We start from the raw sequence: 23,686 nt of genomic DNA, 5'->3' as shown, positions 1-23,686 counted from the left end.
TAGGGTAGAAGTAGATATTGATACAATAAGATGTGATTATAAAAACTTATAATTTAATAAGATTTGATTATTTTTGATTATAAATCATTGAATTTCAATATTTACGGGTAAATTGCCATTGAAAGAATTTTTCTCTAAAAATTGAATTCCTGCTGTTTTTTGAAATTCTTCAAAATCCTGATATCCCTGAATTAATCCCGCAGCTTTTTTTAGATTCGGGATAAGCGGTAAAACGTATGGATTTCCGAAAACGTAAACAATACATTTTTTAGTCTGCAATAAACCTGAAAGTAATTCGAAGATTTCATTATCGACTTCGAAATTATTCAATGGTTTTGCTTTTGGAACAAATAATGAAATAATTATGGTTTCGAAGTTCTCCAATTCATTTTTAAGTGAAGAAATATTCGAGGATTCTAAACTTTCAAAAGCAAATTCCGGCGAATGTAATTTTGAATTTAAAGTTTTAAAGAAGGTGTTTTCTGTATTTTTGTATAAACTCAGTTTTGCTAATTTGTTGTTTTTTTGAGCTTCAAAAACTAAATCTAAAATTCCGTTATCGATGATTTCGGTAATCGCATTTTGGGCAATTTCAAGATTTAATTGAGATGTTTTTTTAAAGTTCAATTCACCCGAAGCAAAGTTTTCATCCGAAAATAATCCTGCCTTTTCTTTGGCTTTCCTGATTCTTTCATAACTTTCAAAAATACGGTCCGGTGAAGCATTTTTAAAGATAGCTTCAATTCCTTCCGGAACATTCTCGGCGAAACACAATATATCGTTTCCTGCATTGAAAGCTTCCCATTCCAATTGTCCTTTGGTTTCATATAATTTAGAAACACTGTGCATATTAAGAGCATCAGAAATTACTAAACCATCATAACCTAATTTGTCACGCAAAAGATCCTGAATAACAGCTTTTGATAAAGTGGCCGATGTATCTTTCCCGTCATTTAAACTCGGAACAGCCAAATGCCCAATCATAATCGAATCGACATTATTTTCAATCCCTTTAATGAATGGATATAATTCGTTTTCTAATAATTCTTCAGGAGTTTCTTTTAAAACAGGTAATCCTAAATGCGAATCAACATTAGTATTTCCGTGTCCGGGAAAGTGTTTCAGACAGCCTAAAATCCCAACTTCTGACATTCCTTTTAAATATTCAACGGCAAACTGGGCTACTTTTTCTTTGTTTTCACCAAAAGAGCGATACCCAATAACAGGATTATCCGGGTTGTTGTTAATGTCTGCCAGAGGCGATAAATTATAATGAATTCCGGCTGCTTTTAAATCTAGACCAATTTGTTTTCCAACTTCATAAACCAAATCAGCTTTAGCTGAAGGTAAAGCACCAAGCGTAATAGCATACGGATATTGCGGTGTTTTTTCGATACGCATTGCCAGCCCCCATTCGGCATCAATGCTGATTAAAAGCGGCGTAGAAGCGGCTTTTTGATAACGAACAATCAGTGCTTTGATTTTTTCGTAACTGTCATCATTAAAAACAACTTTTTTCTTGCTTTCGTAATTGGTTGCAGCACTTGCCCGACTATGAAAAAAGGTTAGTCCGCCAATATTGTATTCTTTAATAAGGCGTTCTGTTTCCTGGATATTTTCTTCGGTATCGTTGATAAAAACGGCAGGAAAGAAAAATTGTCCTATTCTATGTCGTAATGCTTCGGCTGTCATTTTCATTATTATAAAGTCTTTTTCATGCAGACACTATTATCCATTTCCTCGTAAGGCGGATAATTAGGTATTATGGTATAATTTAATTTTTGGTATAAATTGATGGCTTCCGGCTGATTTTTTCCGGTTTCAAGAATCGTATACGTATAACCCGCTTCTTTTGCCCAGATTTCGAGTTCTTTTAAAACGGCCGATGCAATGCCTTTTTTGCGATGATCCGGATGCACGTACATACGTTTAATTTCGGTTGTTCCGGGTTCTTTTTCACGAAAAGCGCCGCATCCAACCGGAATATTATTTTCGTAATACACGATGGTATGTTTTATTTTATCGGTTTTATTAAACTGATTATAAAATGCATGATCTTCACCGTCTCTAATTGCTAAATCCTGATCTAATAAAGCAACCAGTTTTATGAAATCGGCATCGTCTGAATTGGTTCGTTTTAAAGTAATCATGTTGGTGTTTTATAATTTTTTTATTCAAAACCTTTTCCTGTAAACCAATCAAAACCTTCGATATTTTTATATTCATCCGGTATTGAATCTACTTTGATTTCCTTTTTATTTTTGTTGTAGGCTCCGTATTTAGAAATAATTATTTTTCCTGTTTTTTTCTCTTCTTTGTCCATTTCGTAATTGATATATTCTAAAGTATCAACCGCCTCACCATTCCATTTGTATTTATACATCCCTGTATATCCGGCATGACCATATGTAATTCCTCGTATTACTTTTTCGCGGGATGAAAACGTTGGGTTGATAAACTCAAATTCTTTTGAAAATGTTTTTTCACCTTTTTTAAGAAGGTAAACATCGCTAAATGCTTTCAGACAGCAGCCATTATTACCATACCAGTTTACAACAAAATCTTTTAATCCGTCTCCGTTAATATCCTGAATTGTATCATTTTGATAAGTCAGACTCCATATTTTGTAAGAGAGCATCTTTTCAAATTTACTATTGGCTTTTGAATAAATATCGATATGAACATCGTTTTCTCCATATCTGTGAATGATTAAATGCGGAAAATCTTTCGTGAAATGATAATCCAGATTTAATTTTACTTCAATGTCAGATGATGTTTTGTATGTTTTTTGAAATTTATTTTTATCGTTTTGATCCGCAATTTTCAGAGCATCAGCTAAAACTTTTTCAAATGCTAAACTGTCAATTCTTAATTCTTCTTTAATTTTTTTCTCTCTTTTCAGACGTTCTTTTTCTGTTTCGACAAAAGTTTTCGGAATAGAGTCTTTTTGAACTAGAATATCTTTTTTCTTTTCATTTGATTTTCCGCATGAAAACAACAGCACTAAAAGTGCCGATATTGATACGAGCTTCAGTTTTAATGTCATGCGGTTACAGACAAATTAGAAATTGATAAAAGTATTTTTATTTCAACTTTGCTTTCTTTTGTTTAGCCTGCTGTTTTTTAGTTTCGATTGCTTTTTCTAATCGGTTTTTGAAACGGAAAAGTTTTGGCAGACCTTCCAGACGATCTTCTACAGTGATTTCTTCGTAAACTACAATGGCTTTTTCAAGAACGCGGATTTCATTTTCGAGATCGTTTTGATTTTTGTAAATAGTAGCCAGTCGGTCGTAAGGATGATTTCCTTTAAAACCTTCTGATACATTTTCTTCATAGAGCTCAATTGCTTTTTCAAGATCTCCGGTTTTTTCGAATTCGGCTCCTTTTAAGTTGCGTTCGTTCTGCAAATTTTCATTAATTTCCATAAATTGTAAGAGTTTGATTTGGGGTTAAACTTCTTCAGATTTCTTCCCAAAATCTTTTGGGAAAATTAAAAAACGTGATAAAATAAGACCTGGAATTGTGGCAATTAAAACCCAGATAAAAAAGTTTTGATAGCCTAAATATTTTTGTATAAAACCGCTTAGCATTCCCGGAAGCATCATTCCTAATGCCATAAATCCGGTTGCCAGTGCATAATGCGCTGTTTTTGATTCTCCTTCTGCAACATGAATTAAATACATCATAAAGCCCGTAAAGCCAAAACCGTAACCAAATTGTTCTAAAATTACAACGGCATAAATGTAATAAATTGATGAAGGATGAAAGAAAGCCAATAAAATAAATCCTAGAATTGGAAGATGCATAGCCAGAAACATTGGGAACATCCATTTCGTGAGTCCTTGTTTAGAGATTGCAATACCGCCTAAAATCCCGCCAATAGTTAAAGCAATTAAACCGAAAGTACCGTATATTAAACCAACATCTTCAGTGTCGAGCCCCATACCGCCTACCTGAACTGTTTTTTGATTTCCTTTTTTTGAAATCAATTCATCAATAAAACGAATTCTTGCTTCGTTTACTTTTTTATATTCTTCATTTTTTTTAGGCTGAATTTCTGCTACGGCTTTTTTACCATTTCTGTTTTCAACCACAACAGGTAATTTTGAATATAAGAGCTGTAATTCTGATTGTTCAGGTTTTATGCCTGCTTTTACCTTTGTATTAAATATTTCTAAAGCTTTATTTTCATTTAAATCTGAACTTGTCTCTACTAACTCATATTTGATAGGGTCAATTAAGAATGGAGTCAGCATTTTTAATAACTGCGATTCTCCTAATCTGAAAACAAGGATAAAAATTAAAATAACAGCAATTTGTTTTTTCTTAAAAAAGCTGATGAAAATAGTTCCGAAACTTTGATGGTGATGTTCTTTATTTTCAACAGGATTTATTTCGTTTTTGGGCGTAAAAATAAAATTATAAACCGTAATAAAAGTCATTAATAAACCAACACAAATCATCGTGTATGACCATGCTTTTGTATTGTCGCCATATTTATGTTCCAAATAACCGGCAAAAAGAACAATTAATCCGTTTCCGGCCAGCATTGATAATCTGTAAAAAGTACTTCTGATTCCGAGGAAAAACGACTGCTGCTCTTTTGGTAAAACCAATAAATAAAAACCGTCACTCGCAATATCATTTGAAGCCGAAGCAAAAGCGGCAACCCAGAATATAGCCAGAGTCATCATGAAAAAACCATTCGCAGGAATGGTAAATCCTACGAGTAAAAATGCAATTGAAATTAGTAATTGCATCGATAAGAACCATTTTCTTTTGGTTCCCGTAAGTTCGATAAACGGACTCCAAAGTGGTTTAATAACCCAAGGCAGATATAATAAACTGGTATAGAGTCCAATGTCTTCATTGGTTATTCCGAGGTTTTTGTACATTAATACTGAAACCGAGATAATTACGGCATACGGTAATCCCGAAGCAAAGTTGAGAAGCGGAATCCAAAACCACGGTTTGGTATTATCTGTTTTCATTTGGCTGAGCAGGTGAATAGATTTTAAAACTCTTTTTTATATCGGCAAAAGCGGGTGAACTTTCGTTCGCAAAATAATCAATAAATGTTACAGCGCAAGCTTTATACTGACTGATTTTTTCAACCGGAATTGTAAATGAAATCACACCGTCTTTTTCAACTGCTCGTATCTTGGCTATAATTTTTTCGGCATCATTTGTATTTACTTTTGAGATGTGTTCGCCGCCGTAAAGTACAATATAACGCACTTTTGTATTAAGCGGACTCTTGATCTTAAAAGAATATTTTAAACTGTCTTTTGTAAATTCAGTAAAAATGGGATTATCAATTATAATACGTTTTAAATTGGGAACCGCATTTGGGAGTGCCGGATATTTATATTGGTTTTCCTCTAAAAGTCGCACAATATCAAAGTTTTTGCCCATGAACCATTTAGCGCTGAAATACGCACTTCCGGAAACATTCTTGAAGCTTCTGGCAAAATTAATCTGTGTTGGGATTTCATTTATATAATTCCAGCTTTTATCGCCGTCACCTCGAATTTTATACGAAGCATGACCAATATAAACGGCTGTATTATTGGAGTTTTCGGCCCACCATTTTACCAGTTTAGAATAAGAAGCTCTTGGATTATTCATACTCCAATATAATTGGGGCATAATATAATCGATCCATTTTTGATCCATCCATAAAACAGGATCTGCATACAAATCGTCGTAATTTGAAGTAGACTGTGTTTCTGAACCTCTTGGGTCCATCGATTTATTTCGCCAAACCCCAAACGGACTAATTCCAAACTGAACCCATGGTTTGCTTGCCTTTATAGTTGTCGAAATCGTGTGTACAAAATTGCTCACGTTGGCACGGCGCCAGTCGGCAAGGCTTAAACCTGAACCGTATTTTTTGTATGAAGCTGTATCGTTAAAAACTTTTCCGGGAACGGCGTACGGGTAAAAATAATCATCAAAATGAATGGCATCGATATCGTATTTATCAACGACTTCTTTGATTACTTTTGTTAAATGTGTCTGAACTTCCGGCAGGGCAGGATCGTAATAATATTTACCGCCATATTCGATCATCCATTCCGGATGTTTGAATAAATCGTGATTTGGACTTAAAAGATTTTTGTTTAAATCAAAAGTCGCGCGGTATGGATTCAGCCAGGCGTGAAACTCAAAACCTCTGTTGTGTGCTTCTTCGATCATCCATTCCAGAGTATCATAATACGGATTTGGAGCCTGACCTTCTTTACCGGTTAAAAATCGGGACCACGGCGCAAGTTCTGACGGATAAAATGCATCGCCAACACTTCTAATCTGAACAATCACAGCATTGTAGTTCAGTTTTTGATAGGTGTTTAAAATCTCTAAATAATCAGCTCTTTCTTTTTCTACGTTGTCTCCTGCCGTTTTTGGCCAGTCGATATTAACCACTGTAGCAATCCACACACCTCTAAATTCGTTTTTAGGATGCATTATTTTTTCCTGTGAATAAGATTGTAATCCAAAGAAAAATAAAAGTATGATGGAGTATAGTACGTGCTGATTTTTATGCATTTTCAATGTTTTTTTAACAGGAATCAAAAATAGTTTTTTTAACTGAATTATAATTGTCTTTTTTCCGTCACGAATTCACGAATTATTTTTTTAATATTTTGAACAAAAATGAATTCGTGAATTACTTCGTTTGTCTCTTCGGCCGAGTCGTGGCTGTTTTTATTAATCTGGAAACGAAATTTTACCCATTGTTACAGATGGAATTTTACTGTTTCCGAAATTATAATTGCCGCCCGCCACTGTTTCGTTTGCCAAAAGCGCAAATAAAACGGCTTCTTTGGCATCGCTTAAAATACCCAGATCTTCACTGGTATGAAACTGACACGGAAGTAATTCCTTTAACCATTTTACCAATAACGGATTATTTGTTCCGCCTCCAGACATATAAATATGAAAATCTTCTGCAGGAGTTTTAGTATTTTTTATGGTGAAATAAATTGCTTCTGCAATCGTTTCGGCACTCAGACGCGTTAAAGCCGCAAGCAAATCTGATGCCGAAATATTTTCTAAACCTAATTTTACCAAAGCCGACTGCACAAAATCGAAATTAAACAGCTCCTGACCAATCGATTTTGGAAAGCTTTTTTGGAAGAAGCTATCTTTTTTAAGTTCGGCTAAAAGTTCCTGATTTACAGTTCCGCTTTTGGCAATTTCAGCATCTTTATCGTAACTTTTTTCAGGGAAATAATGTTTTGTATAAATGTCGATTAACGTATTTGCCGTTCCGGTATCGGTTACAAAAACTTCCTCGGCGTTTAGAGAGGCTGGGAGATAAGTGTAATTCCCTATTCCGCCCATGTTGAGCATGATTCTGTTTTCGCCTTTTTTTCCAAATAATAAATAATCGCCGTAAACTGCTAATGGAGCGCCTTCACCGCCCGCTGCAACGTGTTTTTGTCTGAAATCCGAAAGAGTGATGATTCCTGTTTTTACCGCAATATGATCGCCGTCGCCAATTTGTAAAGTCGCGTTTGGAAATTTTTCCTGCTGATGCAAAAACTTCGGAGCATGCAAAACCGTTTGCCCGTGCGAAGCAATCAAATCTACTTCGCTTGACGAAATATTCCATTTTTTTAAACAATCGTTAATCATACCGCTGTGCAATATTCCAATCCACTCATTTAATAAAGCCAAATGCTGAAAATCGATTGTTCTCTGAGCAAATACTTTTCTGATTTCGTTTTTAATTTCTTCAGAATAAGAAATCGTTTCAAACTCCAGGATTTTTACATCTGTATTTTCACCAGAACCAGAAACATCGCATAAAGCAATATCAAGTCCGTCTAGTGAAGTTCCAGACATTAAACCCAATATTTTTCGAGTTTCTTTCTGCGCTATATTGTAGAGTTTGGATATGTTTTTATTCATTTAAAATGAGGATTTTTAGAAGTCGGTTTATTGATAACGCTAAAATGGGATTATTTAGGGTACAAAGTTATAGATTTTAGAAAATTTTTATTTTTGGTCATCATTTAAGTAAATAAAAATTTGTGATATAAATCTTAAAAATTAAAATCCAAACTTACTGCCTTTTCTATATATTTGCTCATAACCAATTCAAAAAAATAAAATCATGTTTGTTATTATAGGACTTTTTGTTTTCCTTTTTATTATCGGAATCGTAATCTACAATTCACTTATCGGAAAAAGAAATCAGGTTACCAATGCTTTCTCTGCGATTGATGTGATGCTGAAAAAACGTTTCGATTTGATTCCGAATCTTGTTGAAGTTGTAAAACAATCCACAAATTACGAACAAAGTACTTTAACTAAAATCGTTGAACTTCGTGCCAAAGCAACTTCAGGAAATTTAAGCGACGAAGAAAAAGCAAGTTTAGATACTGAATTGAGTTCTGCCGTAAAAGGTTTGATGGTAACAGTTGAAAATTATCCTGATCTAAAAGCCAATACCAATTTCTTAAACTTACAGACTACTTGGACAGAAAGTGAAGAACAAATTGCTGCTGCAAGAAGAACATATAATGCAGTTGTAACGGATTACAATAATGCAATTATGATGTTTCCTGGAAATATGTTTGCCGGAATGCTGGGCTACACTAAAATTGAGGTGCTGGTAACTCCAGAAGAAGAACGTAAAAATATTAGTGCAAAAGAACTATTCAATAATTAATGGATTCAGAGATAAATTCGAAAGCCAATCTGCAGGAAATACTGAATGCCTTAGAAGTTGACCGAAAAAAAATAGCCGAAACGTATCAAACCTGTTATATTTTAATTGGACTTGCGGTGTTGATTTTAGCTGTTGGATTTTTCATTCAATTTGTTCCATTGGGAATTATTGGTTGTTTAGTTCCAGTAATTATTGCTGTTGTCATGTATTTTCGAATATATGATGATGCCAAAAAATACAAATCAGCCTATAAAATCAATGTGGTTGGAGCGGCGTTAAAAGACATTAACGAAACGCTGGCGATTACGCCTTTAAGCGGACTTCCTGAATATGAGTTTGTAAGTTCTGAGCTTTTTACAACCGAACCGGATCGTTATAAAACACAAGATTTAATAACTGGTACAGCCGATAAAACTTCTTTTTGGTTTGCCGAAGTCCATGCCGAATATAAAACGGAAACTCGTGACAAAAACGGAACGAAAACAACTTGGCATACCATTTTTAAAGGAATTATTTTCGTAGCCGATTTCAATAAAAATTTCAATGTTTCGACTGTTGTGCGCCCAAAAAGTTTTGGTGCTAGTCTTGGAGCGTGGTTTTCTAAAAATGTTTTCAGTTTTGGAAATACCGAAATCGTACAGCTTGAAAACACTGACTTTGACAATAAGTTTGTAACCTATTCTAAAAATCAAATTGAGGCACGATATATTTTAACGCCGGCTATGATGGAAAGAATTATGGATTTAAACAGCAAATCCGACGAAACGATTTCGATCTCGTTTATACATTCTAAAATGTATATCGCTTTTCCGTTGTCTAACAATTATTTTGAACCGCCAATTCATTCTTCGCTTTTAGCTCCAGATTTACTTACCGATGATCTTTCGATTGTGAAATTCATGCATGATATTGTTCATGAACTGGATTTGAATACTAGGATTTGGGGGAAGGAGTAAGGAAGTTGCAAGTTTTCTAATCTTTAAGATATGTTTCATTTTATAATGCAGAGGGTACTTACTCTTCTATTATTCTTCGCTTTCTCAAAAGTAAAATCGCAAGATTTAGCAGATAAAATTGTTATATCAAGGATTACTTATGTAAATCAGTTCGATGATTATGAAACGGAGAAAGTGTATAAAACGGAGAAGAAGGAAATAAAATCGCAAAAATCTATTTCAAAGTTGTTATCAGAATTGAAGAAATCTGATGATAGTACTCAACTATTGCAAAAATTTAAAATAGATATTGATTACATAAAGAATAGTCCTGATGAATTATTGAGTTTGTATAAAAACGAAAATAAAATTACTTGGAATTCACAACAAATGGAATACGCTTATAAACTCTTAAAAGATTTGAGTCTATATAGTTCTTTATTGAAATCTTATTTAGCTAACGGATGCTGTTACACAATGCATAATTCTTATAGAGCACAATTTTTGATTGAAGTTTTTAAAGACGATATATTGATGAGAACTTTTAGATCAAGAAAAGCGGTTTGGGGTTTTATTATGCCTTATCAAGATGTTTCAGGTAGCTTAAACTATAATTTTGAGATTGATAAAGAAATTGATAAAATATTTAAAATCAAATCAAAAACTAAAGCGCCACTTGAAGGGACGGAGTTGTTGCGATATTTGGTTAATAAAATAATTGATAATAATATGCAGGAGCTTTATAAATTGTCTGCATATAATTATTTGACAGAAATTAATGAATTAAAAACAGATTTTGAAGTTTTATCTTTCGAAGAAATGTATGGGAGAGGAAGATATATATGGAATGAGCCAAAAACATTTAAAATAAGATTAAAAAGTAAAGAAATGTTTCCTAATGTGTATCTTAATTTTCTGGCTTCAAAAACAGGCAAATCTATTTATTCTAGAGACTCTATAAAATCAGATTATAAAGAAATTGTAAAAAGAGTTCAGTCTGTAAAATTTATTAAAGATTATTTAAGCTCAAATCCAACAACAATTCTTGATATTTATTATTTCAACAATAGCGGCATTAATGCTTATAATATTGATGGCGTGAATAAAAACCCCATGCAATGGAAAAAGCAAGATGATTATATTAAAAGCTTAGAATGGGAGAAAGAACATGGTATCAACTCGACTTTTGATGTTAATAAAGCGGTAAAAACAGCGGAAAGAAATAATTGTGGCTGTAACTATAGGTTTAGTCAGGGCTTTATAGAAAAAGCAATTTTCTTTGAATTAACTGATGAATCTAAAAATGAAAATTCGATCTGGTTTTTATTGCCAGATGATACTGTTTTGTTGTATATAATGTCAGGACAAAAAGTACTTTATCATAGCTATTCGGAATTTGGGGAATATACAGGAATACAATATCCTTGTGTGTTATTTGATACAGATGGAAAGAGTATTAATAAAAAATGATTTGATAAATTGAAAAGATAAAAAAACCTCGACTTAAAAAATCGAGGTTTTTCTTTTTAAACTTTTACTCCACTTCCAAATAAGGATTTAAAGTTTCTGCCAATTCGTTAAGCCAGTAAAAGCTTTCTCTTAGTTTGGTAATTTCGTTTTGAAGCGTTTCGTGTTCGCTCATAATTCCTAATGCAAGTGCAAAATTTACCTGTCTTAGTGTTTTTGCCATTTCTTGCGGATCAATTCTGTCGTTGAAAAAATTGATCAGCCTGATTTGGGTTTCTTTTGAAAGAGTGCTGTTACTCATAACCTGACATTTTTTTAATAACCAGTACTGAAAGGAAATATAAAATCATCTTTGTTCAGTAGCGGTAAAGTTTATATGATCTTAATGTCGTAGTTTAAGAACGGCAAATATAGTAAAAAAATAAAGTAAGAAAAATAATATGTTTTCAAAAATCGCAAAGTAAAGTTACAGGATATTTTTCTTCGCGAAATACTTTCATATGATTATCAAGATCAGAAAATATACTTTCAAATCTGTCAAAAGACGATTCATAACCATAGCTTCCATCTTTTTTGAAACTTTCTTTAATTTTGAGCTTGCCAATAACTTCGAATTTATCCTTGAAAGAAATAATATCTCTATGTGTTACCAAACGATAGGAAAGTCCAAATAAGAAATTATCTTGATTAGCATATTCCCAAATTTCATCTACATTCGGTTGTTGCTCTAAAATGGTTTTCCAATCATAAGTTGAAGGAATTTTTCTGCCAGAAATGAAACAAGATTTTAAATCTTCAACAGTTGGTTTATTTTTGCCTTTATATGTGGTAGTAGCCAAATCGTATGTACATTGACCTCTTTGTTGCGTAACTTTTGCGCAAATTACCGCATAATAATGATTGTCTGAAAGTTGGAAAGTTAGTAAATCATTTGGCTGAAAATATAGATTTTTAATAATTCTGTATTTTTTTCTTTTTCTTACTTTCAGATTTGGCTGACTTATTTTCTTTAAAAGTTTATCAAGCTCTTTTTGTCTTTTTTTACCTTCATTGGAATCGCATTCCTCAGTCCAGATTTTTACTCCAACTTTTAGTTCTATTACACGTTTTACTTCTTCGAGAATTTCTTCGGTTAATTCACCAATTTCCCAAAAAGCAAGTGCATAAGAAGTTACAAATATTTCGTGATAAAAATCGGTTTCGTCGCCGTAATTTTCTATGATAAAAGGAATTTCGTTTTTAATGGTTTCTATAGTTGCGTCGCTGTCATATAAGTCCATTATTGATTCGTAAGTGTCTCGAGCCAAATCGCCGTCGATTATTTTTACGCCGTCTGTTGCCATTGTGTTTTTGGAATTGTTTTAAAAGAATCTCAGGCTAAATATAAAAAGTTTTGGATATTTGTTCTTAATTATGATCGAAAAAATCTTAACCGACTACATTACATTTATCAGAAGCTTCGAAGCTTTATTAAAAGATAAGTACCAGAAAGACATAAACCCATGTTCATTTTCAATTACTTTTTTTGAAAGAATTGGCTCAATTGACGGAATTGAATATCATTTTCACGGAAGTGGCTGCACTGCTAAAAAAGATGATGTTATTTATGAATACGATATTTCAGTAAATGTGATTAAGTTTTCACAATGGAAGTTTTCTGAGTTTATTAGAACGCATCCCGAATATCAAAAGTTAAATTATAGTGCTGATTACATTGAATATGAATTGTTTCAGCTTATAAATAAAGGCGTTTTAGAATGGGAGATAATTGAAGGAACTCCTTTTGGCTGCGTTTTTAAATGTTATAGAGTTGTTCAGGAATCGTTTTTTGCTTGAAAAGTAATTTAGTTTTTTTGTCATTTCGAGGTACGAGAAATCACACTAGAAATTCTACAAAGATTAGTCATTCTCTTGCGTAATCCCGCGTGAGATTTCTCGTTCCTCGAAATGACAAGATTGAGGAGATTCGTTGTGGGAATTTTAGGTTTCATAATGTTCTTATGAAACCAAGTGCCCTAGCCCAGATGGAAGCGGCATCCTTTTGTGGTCTCGTTTCTTTAACGAAACCACAAAAGATATAGCGGACAGCTGGAAATAGCTCCTGAAATAAAACCTCAGAACCTTAGCATCTCAGTACCTCAGATCCTTTATTTAAGTACAAATTCATTTTCTTTCAACTTCTTCAAAACAGCAGCGATAATTTTAGAACGGCATTCTGAATTTTCGGTTGTTGATGCCGTTTTAACCCAATACCGGATATTAAGCTGAATAATTCCTCCGGCAATAACATCGGTAATTACGGCGGCATTTCCGTGGTCTTTTTCGGTTACCTCTTCGCTGTTTCCAAGAATTTCTTTTACGAGTTCGATAGCACGGGTATAATCAGAACCATATTCAAGGCCTACGGTGAAAGTCTGGAGCAGAAAACCTTCGCTGTTGTAATTGATAAGCGTGTTTTTTATAAGAAGCGCGTTGGGAATATAAATGATTTTAGAGTCGCTTTTTACTTCGGTATCGCGAAGGTTGAGGTTAATGACTTCGCCTTTTACGCCGTTACTTTCGATAATATCTCCAATAGAAAACGGTCTTTTAAAAGCCAGCAGAATTCCGGCAAGAAAATTTTCGCCAATATCTTTAAGCGCAAAACCAATTACAAAAGCCGAGATTCCCGCACCCGCCAACATACTTTGCGCAACGCCTTCGAGACCAATAATTCGGAACATAAACAAGATTCCGATAATAATCAAAACGGATTTAATTAAACGGGCAATAAAAGTTGCCAGAAGACGATCGTGCATTCTGGCTTTGAGTCGGTTTCCGGCAAAAATACCAATACGGCTTGCGATAAACCATGAAACGAGAACTACCAAAACAGCCAGAATAAATTTAGGCGTAAGATCGACTATGCTATTGTAGTAACCTTCGAGATGGTTGATGACGTCCTGAAAGAAATTTTCCATAATAATTAAGGCGTAAAATAAAATTATAACTCGTTGTGTAAAGTTTTCTAACACATAGAAACATAGCATTTGTTTGCGTTTAAAGGCATTTCATTTACTTAAATTCACATAGCTGAACGTAAAGTACTATGTGTTAAAATCTAGATTTTTTCAACTATTCTCAGAATTTAAAGAGATAAATCTATGTTTCTATGTGTTTGAAAATATCACCTAACTTGGCAAAACCTTAAAATTACTTTTTAATAAGTTTTATGCTTTACAGGATTCTCTCAGAATTTTATAAAATATGGTGGAGTTGTTAGATAAATTCCCAAAATAGAATCATTTTGCCCTGTGATATTTTTATCTTTGTGGTCTGAGTTTTTTCAGGAAATATTTTTATAAAAAGCACATTTACATGTTGACCCAATCTCATTTAGAGCAATTAGCCGCTAGTCTCGAAGGCACACTTTTATTCGATGAGCTTCATAAAACGCTTTATTCTACAGATGCTTCGGTGTACCGAATTAAGCCCAATGCGGTGGCAATTCCTAAAACGACTGAAGATATTGCCAAACTAATTAAGTTTGCGGCAGAACATAAGCTGTCGATTACGCCAAGAACTGCAGGAACTTCGCTGGCAGGACAAGCGGTAGGAGACGGATTGGTGATTGATGTGTCGAAGCATTTTACAAAAATCATTTCATACAATGCCGAAAAGAAAACCGTAACGGTTCAGCCAGGCGTAATTCGCGATGAGCTTAATTTATTTTTAAAACCTCACGGCGTATTTTTCGCTCCAATTACATCAACATCAAACCGTGCCATGATTGGCGGCATGGTAGGAAATAACTCTTCGGGAACAACTTCGATTCGATACGGTGTTACGCGTGATAAAATTGCTGCCGTAAAAGCACTTTTGAGCGACGGTTCTGAGGTGGTTTTTAAAGACCTGACTTCGGCTGAATTTATAGAAAAAACAAAAGGCGATTCTTTAGAAAATAAAATATACAAAACGATTTACGACGAGCTTTCGATAAAAGAAGCTCAGGAAGAAATTGTAAAAGAGTTTCCGAAACCAGAAATTCACAGAAGAAATACAGGTTATGCGGTTGATATTCTGCTGAAATCAGAATTATTTGGCGGAAATGAACCAACTATAAATCTTGGAAAACTGCTTTGCGGAAGCGAAGGAACTTTGGCTTTTACAACCGAAGTGACGCTGAAAGTTGACGATTTACCTCCGCCTCACAGCATTATGGTTGTCGGACATTATCATACGATTCAGGAATCTTTAGAATCGGTTGTGGTGGCAATGAAACATCATTTGTACACTTGCGAAATGATCGACGACACGATTTTGGATTGTACGAAAACGAATCGCGAACACATTAAAAACCGTTTCTTTTTGGTTGGAGAACCAAAAGCGATTATGTTGTTCGAAGTGGCTTCGCATACTTTAGAAGATGCCGAAAGACAAGCCGACGCTTTGATTGCTGATTTAGAAAAAAATAATTTTGGTTATGCCCGAGTAAAAATTTACGGAAACGATATTGACAAAGCCAACGAACTGAGAAAAGCTGGTCTTGGACTTTTAGGAAGTATTGTAGGCGACGATAAAGCAGCCGATTCTATTGAAGATACAGCGGTTGAATTGAGTGATTTACCAAATTATATTGCAGAATTTTCGGCAATGATGTTACGTTACGGACAGGAAGCGATTTATTACGCGCATGCCGGCGCGGGAGAATTGCACCTTCGTCCGGTTTTGAATTTGAAAAAAACATCTGATTTAAAATTATTCAGAACCATTGCGACAGAAGTAGCGCATTTGGTGAAAAAATATAGAGGTTCGCTAAGCGGTGAACACGGAGACGGAATTGTACGCGGAGAATTTATTCCGTTTATGATTGGCGACAAAAATTACGAATTGCTGAAAAGAATCAAATTGGCATTCGATCCGAATTCAGTTTTGAATATCGGGAAGATTGTAAACGCCTTGAAAATGGATGAAAATCATCGTGTAGTTTCGGGAAGGGTAGAACCGGATATTAAAACTTTTCAGGATTTCTCAGACAGTTTAGGGATTTTACGTGCTGCAGAAAAATGCAACGGTTCTGGAGATTGTAGAAAATTGCCGTCTGGCGGAGGAGCGATGTGTCCGAGTTATCGTGCGACTAGAAATGAAAAAGAAACGACGCGTGCAAGAGCGAATGCGTTGCGAGAATATTTAACATATTCTGAAAAAGAAAATAAATTCGACCAAAAAGAATTATACGAAGTTTTTGAGTTGTGCGTAAGCTGTAAAGCCTGCGCAAGCGAATGTCCGAGTAATGTAGACGTAGCGACTTTAAAAGCGGAGTTTTTATACCAATATCAAAAAGCAAACGGATTTACAACCCGAAATAAGATTTTTGCCAACAACGCGAAATTGAATAAAATGGGAAGCAAATTCCCAACGATTACGAATTTTATTTCGAATCAGTCTTTGGTGAAAAAAACTATGGGAATTGCTGCGGAAAGACAAGTTCCGTTATTGGCGAAAAAGACGTTTAGAAAATGGTATGCGAATAATAAACCTATAACGACTGATTTTCCAAACGGAAGATTGTATTTGTTTGTAGACGAATTCACGAATTATTATGATGTCAATATCGGAATCGATGCTTTCGAATTATTGACGAAATTAGGGTATCAGGTTTTGGTTATTGATCATGAAGAAAGCGGACGAACCTATCTTTCAAAAGGATTTCTAGAAGAAGCCAAAAAAATCGCCAATCATAATGTAAATGTGTTTAAAGATTTGGTTTTAGGAAATGCGCCTTTAATCGGAATTGAACCTTCGGCGATTTTGACTTTTAGAGATGAATATCTTCGTTTAGCCGATGATAAAGAAGCTGCTGAAAAACTATCCAGAAATGCTTTTACAATTGAAGAATTCTTCAAAAAGGAAATCATAGACGGAAAAATCACAGCTGATTCTTTTTCAGAAGAAACCAAAGAAATTAAAATTCACGGACATTGCCACCAAAAATCGTTGAGTTCTGTTGAAGCAACTTTCGCTATGCTGAATCTTCCTAAAAATAATACGGTTACGATTTACAATTCAGGCTGTTGCGGCATGGCAGGTTCTTTTGGTTATGAAAAAGAACATTACCAAGTGAGTATGCAAATGGGCGAGGACACTTTATTTCCAAAAGTGCGTGCTACTGCTGAAAGCGTAAAAATCGCTGCTGCAGGAACAAGCTGCCGCCATCAAATTTATGATGGAACGAGTCGTGAAGCACAGCATCCGGTTAGTATTCTGCGTAGCTGTTTAAAGTAATTTAACCGCAATCCCGATAGCTATCGGGAGCAAAGAATTACGCAATGTTCACAAAGATTTTTTGTCTCTCGCAGATTTAGCAGATAATGCAGATTATTTTTTATTTCACGCAGATTTTGCTGATTTGAGCAGATTTTACAGATTCAATTTTTAAAAAATCTGCCTATAAATCTTTTGATAGCAATCAAAATCCATATTATCTGCTAAATCTGCGTGAAAAAGAAAATTCGAGAAAATTAGTGCAATTAGTGGCAAAGAACTATTTCAAACTAACTTTTTTTCCTGTTTCGGCAGCTTTATAAATAGCATTGATGATTCTGACATCTTTAATTCCTTCTTCGCCTGTAATATGATTTGGGAGTTTTTTGTCTGCTAAAATCACTTTACAAATCTCATCCATTTGAGTTTGTTGTTGATTTATTACCGGAAAATTAAATGGTTTTCCATCCGATCTTTTACCTACAAAAGGACCGTAACTCACAGCAGGACTCATTTCGAAGAAACCTTCATCTGCGGCAGCATGAAATCTATCGATCCCAAAACCATACGAACTGCTGCAATTCGCAACAGCACCGCTTGGAAATTCCATTTGCCAGGTGATATTTTCTTCAACCTGAGCAAATCTATTTTTGTTGTTTATGGTTCCAAATTGAGCCGTAACGGCAATTGGTTCTTCACCCAAGACATAGCGGGAAATCTGAATACAATAAACCCCTAAATTAATCAAAGCACCGCCGCCGGCCCATTTTTTAGTAAGTCTCCATTCGTTTCGGGCGTTTAAATCTACAGGTTTATTAGTATCACGAATATCGTAAGTGCTGTAACCAAGGCCGGTTTCGATATAACGAACCTGTCCGAGAACTTTTTCCTGTCCCAGTCGTTTTACTTCCAGATGATTCGGTTCGTAATGCAGGCGATAGCCCATTGCCAGTTGTACGTTATTATCATTGCAGACTTTTATCATTTCTTCGCAGTCTTCAACAGTAATCGCCATTGGTTTTTCGACAATAACGTGTTTTCCTGCCTTTGCAGCACGAACAGTAAACTCTTTGTGAAGTGCGTTAGGCGTTACCACATAAACCATGTCAATATCTTTGTTTTTTGCAATCGAATCGAAGTTTTCGTAGTTGTAAATATTCTTTTCGGGAATATTGTATTTCTTTTTCCATTTCTCGGCTTTAGCAGGCGTTCCAGTGACGATTCCGGCAAGCTGGCAATATTCAGATACCTGAAGACCTTCGGCAAGCAATGAAGCGTAATTTCCTAAACCGCAGAGGGCGATATTTAATTTTTTTCCTGTATAGGGTTTTCGAACCATTTCTGTTTCGGTTAAAAAAGAAGGAAGCGTGGTCATGACAACCGAAGCGCCAACACCAATCCCAAATTTATTTACAAAAGAACGTCTTGTGATTTTTTCCATAAAATGATTCTTTAAAATTAAATACTACTTGTATTAGTAAACTCATTTTGAGAAATGTTACATTTTGTGATTGTGATTTAACCGTAAAGATTTTGTTTCCCGCTCCACAAAAGAAGGATTCTAAAAAAAAACAGTCTTACTATTTCAAAAAAATAATAAGACTGAGTTTGGATTTTTTTTGGAATCTATAAAATTATTTAGCTCCGGGAGGAGAATTCTTTCTGATGTATCTTAGGAAAGTATCAGCCAGATGTTTGTCTGTTCCTTCTCCTTCAGAAATGTTATGAGAACGATTTGGGTAAATCATCAGATCAAACATTTTATCATACTTAACTAATTCATTAATTAAAACTTCGGCATTTTTATAATGTACATTATCATCGCCCGTTCCGTGAATGTATAATAAATTTCCTTTGAGTTTTTTAGCATGAGTTACCGGCGAAGCTTGAATGTAAGCGGCTTCATTTTCATTTGGTAATCCCATGTATCTTTCTGTGTAAATGTTATCGTAAAAATGCTGGTCTGCAACAGCCGCAATAGCAATTCCGGTTTTGTAAATCTCAGGAAACTGAAACATTAAATTTAAAGTCACGGCACCGCCGCCACTCCATCCATGAACAGCCACTCGGTCTGTGTCAATAAAATTCCACTTCAAAACCTCCTTCGCTGCCATAGCCTGATCGTGGGTATTGATAATTCCGATGTTTTTATAAATCGATTTTCTCCATTTTGTACCTTTCATTACAGGAGTTCCTCTGTTATCCATTGCAATTCCAATATATCCTTCCGGGATTAAAGCAGCAATAAAATAATTAAAATAAGGTTCATCATTTGCTACAGAGGCCATTGGCTCGCCATAAACATAAAAAAAGACAGGATATTTTTTGGCCGGATCAAAATTTAGAGGTTTAGCCATAATTCCGTCAATATCTATTCCGTCTCCTGTTTTTACTTTAAATTTTTCTAAAGAATAATTGCGGTTTGGTGCTGTAAAATTATCTGCTTCAGTAGGCAGTATTTTTTTATGGTTCGATAAAGCAACCAGACGAGTGTTATAATTTCGATTGATATTTGAGTTGGTATGCTTGGCATATTTTGCATCTGTAGAAAATCTGTATTCGTTTGTGCCCTCAAATTCTTTAGAAGTAACACGCTTTGTTTTCTTAGTATTTAAATTGGTTTCATACAAATAACGCTGTGTGGCATCTGTTGGACTTGCAATAAAATAGATCGATTTTGTTTCCTTATTGTAAGCTTTATAATAAGCGTCAAAGTTTTCTGTTGTAATTAATTCTTTTGATTTTCCGTCACTGCTTATTTTGTAAATATGCATCCATCCATCAGCATCTGAACTCCATAAAAAAGCTTTACCGTTATCTACAAATTGACATGGAAAAACATCGTACTCTCCTGCAGAAATATCAAATACATCAATCCATGATTCTGATTTTTCCTGATAGATTAAATCCGCCTGTCCGGATTTTGCATTACAATTATAGATAGAAGCCTGATTTTGGTTTCGGTTTAACTGAACAACCATCATGTTCTGATTGTTTGTCCATTCCATTCGGACTAAATAATTATTATCAGGTTCTCCCGGAATTTGCAGCCAATTAGTCTGTAAAGATGAGATATCAATTACACCAATTTTTACCGACGAAGGTTTTTCGCCTGCTTTAGGATATTCTACCGGAACAGTAAACGGATACAACGCATCGGTATTATTGATCATTAAATGAAATTTTGTTTTTGTGGCATCTACCCGCCAGAATGAAATACTTTTTCCGTCAGGACTCCATCTGAAACCATCGCGGGCGGCAAGTTCTTCTTCATAAACCCAGTCAAAGGTTCCGTTAATGATTTTGTCTGTTCCGTCTGTTGTTAAAGGCGTAATCTTTCCCGAATTCAGATTTTCAAGATAAATATTGTGCTGCGAAACGTAAGCTGCATTTTCATTATCGCTTGAAAATTTGGCAAACATCAATGAAGATTTTTCCAGACTTTTACCCAATTGTCTTCCTTTACCGGTAACTAAATCAAAAAACCAATAATCTCCTTTTGTATTTGCTCTCCATACTTTTTTCGAATTGGTATATATCAATACTTTTGTTTTGTTGTTATTCCAGACCAATTTTTCGATTTCACCTGTAAAGCCCGATTTTTTTAATTGATCATCTGTCAGGATTATCTTTTTTTTGCTGAGGTTGTCAACATCATATACCTCAATGTTATTCTGACTGTTTACCCAAAAGGAATGCGAGTCGGGGAGCCAGTTTAAATGGTCAATATCAACGTTTTCTTGCGCAAAAATGCTGAAAGAGATAAATAATAAGAATAGAAAAAATTTCCTCATTTTGATCTTGGTTTTGAATTAGTGATTGCAGTTATTTTAGAAAAGTAAATCTAGTAATTAATAACAGTATTAAAAAGGTTTTTGTTTCATGCAGATTTAGCATGTCTGTTTTGGTTTCACGCAGATTTAAGCAGATTTATTTTAAAGATATGTAGATCTTCTTGCAGCAACCAAAATTCTGCATTATCTGCCTAAATCTTTTTTAATCTGTGTGAAGTAAAAAAACTGTAATGATTAGAGTTATCAGTGCCAAAAAAGAAAATGTGAGAAATTAGTGTAATTCGCGGCGAAAAAAAACACCAGAAAAACAAAATCGTTTTATATATTTGAAATCAGGATATTTTTTGCATTATTTGCAAAATAAAACAAGAAGGACTGAATTAAATCAATTTATAATAGCAAAACATATATGGCATTTTCAAGTTTATTCCGAAAAAAAACAGTGCAGGATATTCTGAAACAGGTTGCAAAGAACGAGGCAGATGGGCATGAGGCGTTAGGAAAACACCTTACAACCAAAGATTTAACTGCTTTTGGAATTGCTGCGATTGTTGGTGCGGGAATTTTTAGTACTATTGGAAAAGCGAGCGCAGACGGAGGACCTGCCGTAATATTTTTATTCCTTTTTACAGCTCTTGCCTGTAGTTTTGCTGCCTTTGCTTACGCCGAATTTGCTTCGATGGTTCCCGTTTCAGGAAGTGCCTACACATATTCGTATGTAGCTTTTGGAGAAATTATCGCCTGGATTATCGGATGGGCTTTAATCATGGAGTATGCCGTTGGAAACATAACGGTCGCCATATCGTGGAGTGATTATTTTACCGGACTTCTCAAAAGCGGCGGTATCCACCTGCCCCAGTGGATTCAGATGGACTATTTAACCGCTTCAAACGGCTTCAACGATGCCGAAGCCTTAATGAGAGGTGGAAAATCATTCGAAAATTTAAGTACCGCTTTACAAGATGCACACACAGCCTGGATGACATCGCCAACTATAGGATCATTTCATTTTGTGACTGATTTACCTGCTTTATTCATTATTATCCTGATTACCGCTTTGGTTTACAGAGGAATGAAAGAATCCCGTAATGCCAGTAACTTAATGGTGGTCGTTAAACTTTGTGTAGTTCTTTTGGTAATTGCTGTCGGGATATTTTATGTAGATACCACAAACTGGGATCCGTTTGCACCAAATGGAGTGAGCGGTGTTCTAAAAGGAGTATCGGCAGTTTTCTTTGCTTATATTGGTTTTGATGCGATTTCGACAACGGCAGAAGAATGTAAAAATCCGCAGCGCGATTTACCACGCGGAATGATGTGGGCCATTATCATTTGTACACTTTTATACATTGCCATAGCCTTGGTTTTGACGGGAATGGTAAAATATTACGAGTTAAATGTTGGAGATCCTCTTGCGTTTGTATTCGAAAAATTAGACTTAAAATGGATGTCTGGAATTATTGCTGTCAGTGCCGTTGTGGCAATGGCAAGCGTTCTTTTGGTTTTCCAGATGGGACAGCCTCGTATTTGGATGAGTATGAGCCGTGATGGACTTCTTCCGAAGAAATTTTCAACCGTTCACCCAAAATTCAAAACACCATCTTTCGCCACCATTGTAACAGGATTTGTAGTAGCTGTTCCGGCATTGTTCTTAAACTTAACCATGGTTACTGATTTATGCAGTATCGGGACCTTATTTGCCTTTGTATTGGTTTGTGCAGGAGTTTTAGTTTTACAAAACAAACCCGAAATTCCAAGAGGAAAATTCAAAACGCCTTATATCAATTCAAAATATATTTTACCCGTTTTACTTATCGCCGGATTGTATTATGCTTTTGCTTTCAACAATAAAGCAACAATGGCATTTATTAATAACGATGCACAAACTTTTGATGCAACCTCAATCGTAACTTCTTTGGATAAAGAAGATTCTGAAAAAGTTTTCAGTTATTTGAAAAGCATAGATACTGATAATAAAACCTCTGAAACTTCAGATTTAGAACATTTATTAAGCCAGTATCAGGATGATGAGGTAAAATATGCCGAAGTTGTAAAAGGGCTGCCAATCAGCGATTCATTAAAATACGAAACAGGTTTTCATTTATTTAAACACAAAATTCCAATGTGGATCTTCTTGTTTGTTTTGATTGGATTAACCGTTTGGGCTTTCAGAAAAAACCTTTCGTTGATCCCGCTTTTAGGATTAATCTGCTGTTTGTACATGATGGCCGAGTTAAGTGTTTGGAACTGGATTTACTTTACCATTTGGTTAATAATCGGATTGTTGATTTATTTTGGCTACAGCCGAAAAAACAGTAAACTGAACTTTGTAGAGAAGATATAAATTAAAGTTATAAGCTAAACGAAAGCCGTTTTGAGAAGATTCTCAGAACGGCTTTTTTTATGGATAGAAATTAGGTTTTCACGAAGCTTTAAAATGATTTAGGCAGATAATAGCTTATAATTGAAAATCTAATTAATCTGTTCTAATCTTTTAAATCTGCGTTAAATATTTTTCGAAAAACCTAACTTATTCGCTCTGAGAGAGTTTTAAAATGTTTAAGTTT

At 34.7% G+C, this 23,686-nt stretch carries 18 protein-coding genes; 6 read left to right on the top strand and 12 right to left on the bottom strand.

All coding sequences use genetic code 11. The annotated features are described in order from the left end of the window. Positions 1–84 precede the first annotated feature (84 nt). From OZP11_RS08495 to OZP11_RS08465, 7 genes are all read right to left on the bottom strand, one after another. Entirely contained in the window at positions 85–1,698 is a 1,614-nt protein-coding gene (locus OZP11_RS08495) for a glycoside hydrolase family 3 protein (RefSeq protein ID WP_281234792.1), read from the bottom strand. Positions 1,699–1,700: 2 nt separating this feature from the next. Further along, positions 1,701–2,150, bottom strand: coding sequence for a GNAT family N-acetyltransferase (locus tag OZP11_RS08490; protein ID WP_281234791.1), 450 nt, complete (start codon positions 2,148–2,150; stop codon positions 1,701–1,703). Between the two features lie 20 nt (positions 2,151–2,170). Continuing rightward, positions 2,171–3,046, bottom strand: coding sequence for an XAC2610-related protein (locus tag OZP11_RS08485; protein ID WP_281234790.1), 876 nt, complete (start codon positions 3,044–3,046; stop codon positions 2,171–2,173). A 37-nt stretch (positions 3,047–3,083) separates the two neighbouring features. Continuing rightward, a complete protein-coding gene (locus tag OZP11_RS08480) occupies positions 3,084–3,425 on the bottom strand; it encodes a tetratricopeptide repeat protein (RefSeq protein ID WP_281234789.1) in 342 nt (113 codons plus the stop codon). Between the two features lie 24 nt (positions 3,426–3,449). Beyond that, positions 3,450–4,991 (bottom strand): MFS transporter, encoded by a 1,542-nt coding sequence (locus OZP11_RS08475; protein ID WP_281234788.1) that lies wholly within the window; start codon positions 4,989–4,991, stop codon positions 3,450–3,452. After that, complete coding sequence (locus OZP11_RS08470; RefSeq protein ID WP_281234787.1) at positions 4,978–6,549, bottom strand: glycoside hydrolase family 10-like protein; 1,572 nt, start codon at positions 6,547–6,549, stop codon at positions 4,978–4,980. The genes OZP11_RS08475 and OZP11_RS08470 overlap by 14 nt, the downstream gene beginning before the upstream one ends. A 162-nt stretch (positions 6,550–6,711) precedes the next feature. Continuing rightward, positions 6,712–7,917 (bottom strand): anhydro-N-acetylmuramic acid kinase, encoded by a 1,206-nt coding sequence (locus OZP11_RS08465; protein WP_281234786.1) that lies wholly within the window; start codon positions 7,915–7,917, stop codon positions 6,712–6,714. A 205-nt stretch (positions 7,918–8,122) separates the two neighbouring features. Between OZP11_RS08465 and OZP11_RS08460 the strand changes: the two genes are divergently transcribed. Genes OZP11_RS08460 through OZP11_RS08450 form a run of 3 tightly spaced genes read left to right on the top strand, consistent with a single transcriptional unit; the run spans position 8,123 to position 11,085 of the window. After that, a complete protein-coding gene (locus OZP11_RS08460) occupies positions 8,123–8,680 on the top strand; it encodes a LemA family protein (protein ID WP_281234785.1) in 558 nt (185 codons plus the stop codon). After that, positions 8,680–9,636 carry a DUF3137 domain-containing protein gene (locus OZP11_RS08455; RefSeq protein ID WP_281234784.1) on the top strand — a complete coding sequence of 319 codons (957 nt, stop codon included), beginning with the start codon at positions 8,680–8,682 and terminating at the stop codon, positions 9,634–9,636. Before OZP11_RS08460 ends, OZP11_RS08455 begins: the two co-directional genes overlap by 1 nt. 30 nt (positions 9,637–9,666) lie before the next feature. Further along, positions 9,667–11,085, top strand: a complete 1,419-nt coding sequence (locus OZP11_RS08450; protein WP_281234783.1) for a hypothetical protein — start codon at positions 9,667–9,669, stop codon at positions 11,083–11,085. Positions 11,086–11,149: 64 nt separating this feature from the next. Here the strand turns inward: OZP11_RS08450 and OZP11_RS08445 are convergent, their stop codons facing one another. Next, complete coding sequence (locus tag OZP11_RS08445; protein WP_281234782.1) at positions 11,150–11,383, bottom strand: hypothetical protein; 234 nt, start codon at positions 11,381–11,383, stop codon at positions 11,150–11,152. A 145-nt stretch (positions 11,384–11,528) separates the two neighbouring features. Then, on the bottom strand, positions 11,529–12,425 hold the full coding sequence (locus tag OZP11_RS08440) for a hypothetical protein (protein WP_281234781.1): 897 nt from the start codon (positions 12,423–12,425) through the stop codon (positions 11,529–11,531). Between the two features lie 70 nt (positions 12,426–12,495). On the opposite strand from OZP11_RS08440, the gene OZP11_RS08435 reads away from it, so the two are divergent. Further along, positions 12,496–12,918 carry a DUF6896 domain-containing protein gene (locus OZP11_RS08435; RefSeq protein ID WP_281234780.1) on the top strand — a complete coding sequence of 141 codons (423 nt, stop codon included), beginning with the start codon at positions 12,496–12,498 and terminating at the stop codon, positions 12,916–12,918. 311 nt (positions 12,919–13,229) lie between these two features. On the opposite strand, the gene OZP11_RS08430 is transcribed toward OZP11_RS08435, so the two are convergent. Then, positions 13,230–14,042: a mechanosensitive ion channel family protein gene (locus tag OZP11_RS08430; protein ID WP_281234779.1), complete on the bottom strand. Its 813-nt coding sequence runs from the start codon at positions 14,040–14,042 to the stop codon at positions 13,230–13,232. Positions 14,043–14,439: 397 nt separating this feature from the next. On the opposite strand from OZP11_RS08430, the gene OZP11_RS08425 reads away from it, so the two are divergent. After that, positions 14,440–17,346, top strand: a complete 2,907-nt coding sequence (locus tag OZP11_RS08425; RefSeq protein WP_281234778.1) for an FAD-binding and (Fe-S)-binding domain-containing protein — start codon at positions 14,440–14,442, stop codon at positions 17,344–17,346. A gap of 259 nt (positions 17,347–17,605) precedes the next feature. Here the strand turns inward: OZP11_RS08425 and OZP11_RS08420 are convergent, their stop codons facing one another. Next, on the bottom strand, positions 17,606–18,766 hold the full coding sequence (locus OZP11_RS08420) for a Gfo/Idh/MocA family protein (protein ID WP_281234777.1): 1,161 nt from the start codon (positions 18,764–18,766) through the stop codon (positions 17,606–17,608). Between the two features lie 193 nt (positions 18,767–18,959). After that, on the bottom strand, positions 18,960–21,119 hold the full coding sequence (locus tag OZP11_RS08415; protein ID WP_281234776.1) for a S9 family peptidase: 2,160 nt from the start codon (positions 21,117–21,119) through the stop codon (positions 18,960–18,962). A 409-nt stretch (positions 21,120–21,528) separates the two neighbouring features. Here OZP11_RS08415 and OZP11_RS08410 point away from each other — a divergent pair, with 409 nt between their 5' ends. Then, on the top strand, positions 21,529–23,463 hold the full coding sequence (locus tag OZP11_RS08410; RefSeq protein ID WP_281234775.1) for an amino acid permease: 1,935 nt from the start codon (positions 21,529–21,531) through the stop codon (positions 23,461–23,463). Positions 23,464–23,686: the final 223 nt, after the last annotated feature.

Origin of the sequence: Flavobacterium gelatinilyticum, assembly GCF_027111295.1 — a bacterium.
GTDB classification, from domain to species: domain Bacteria; phylum Bacteroidota; class Bacteroidia; order Flavobacteriales; family Flavobacteriaceae; genus Flavobacterium; species Flavobacterium gelatinilyticum.
This window is presented reverse-complemented; position numbering and strand designations above follow the sequence as displayed.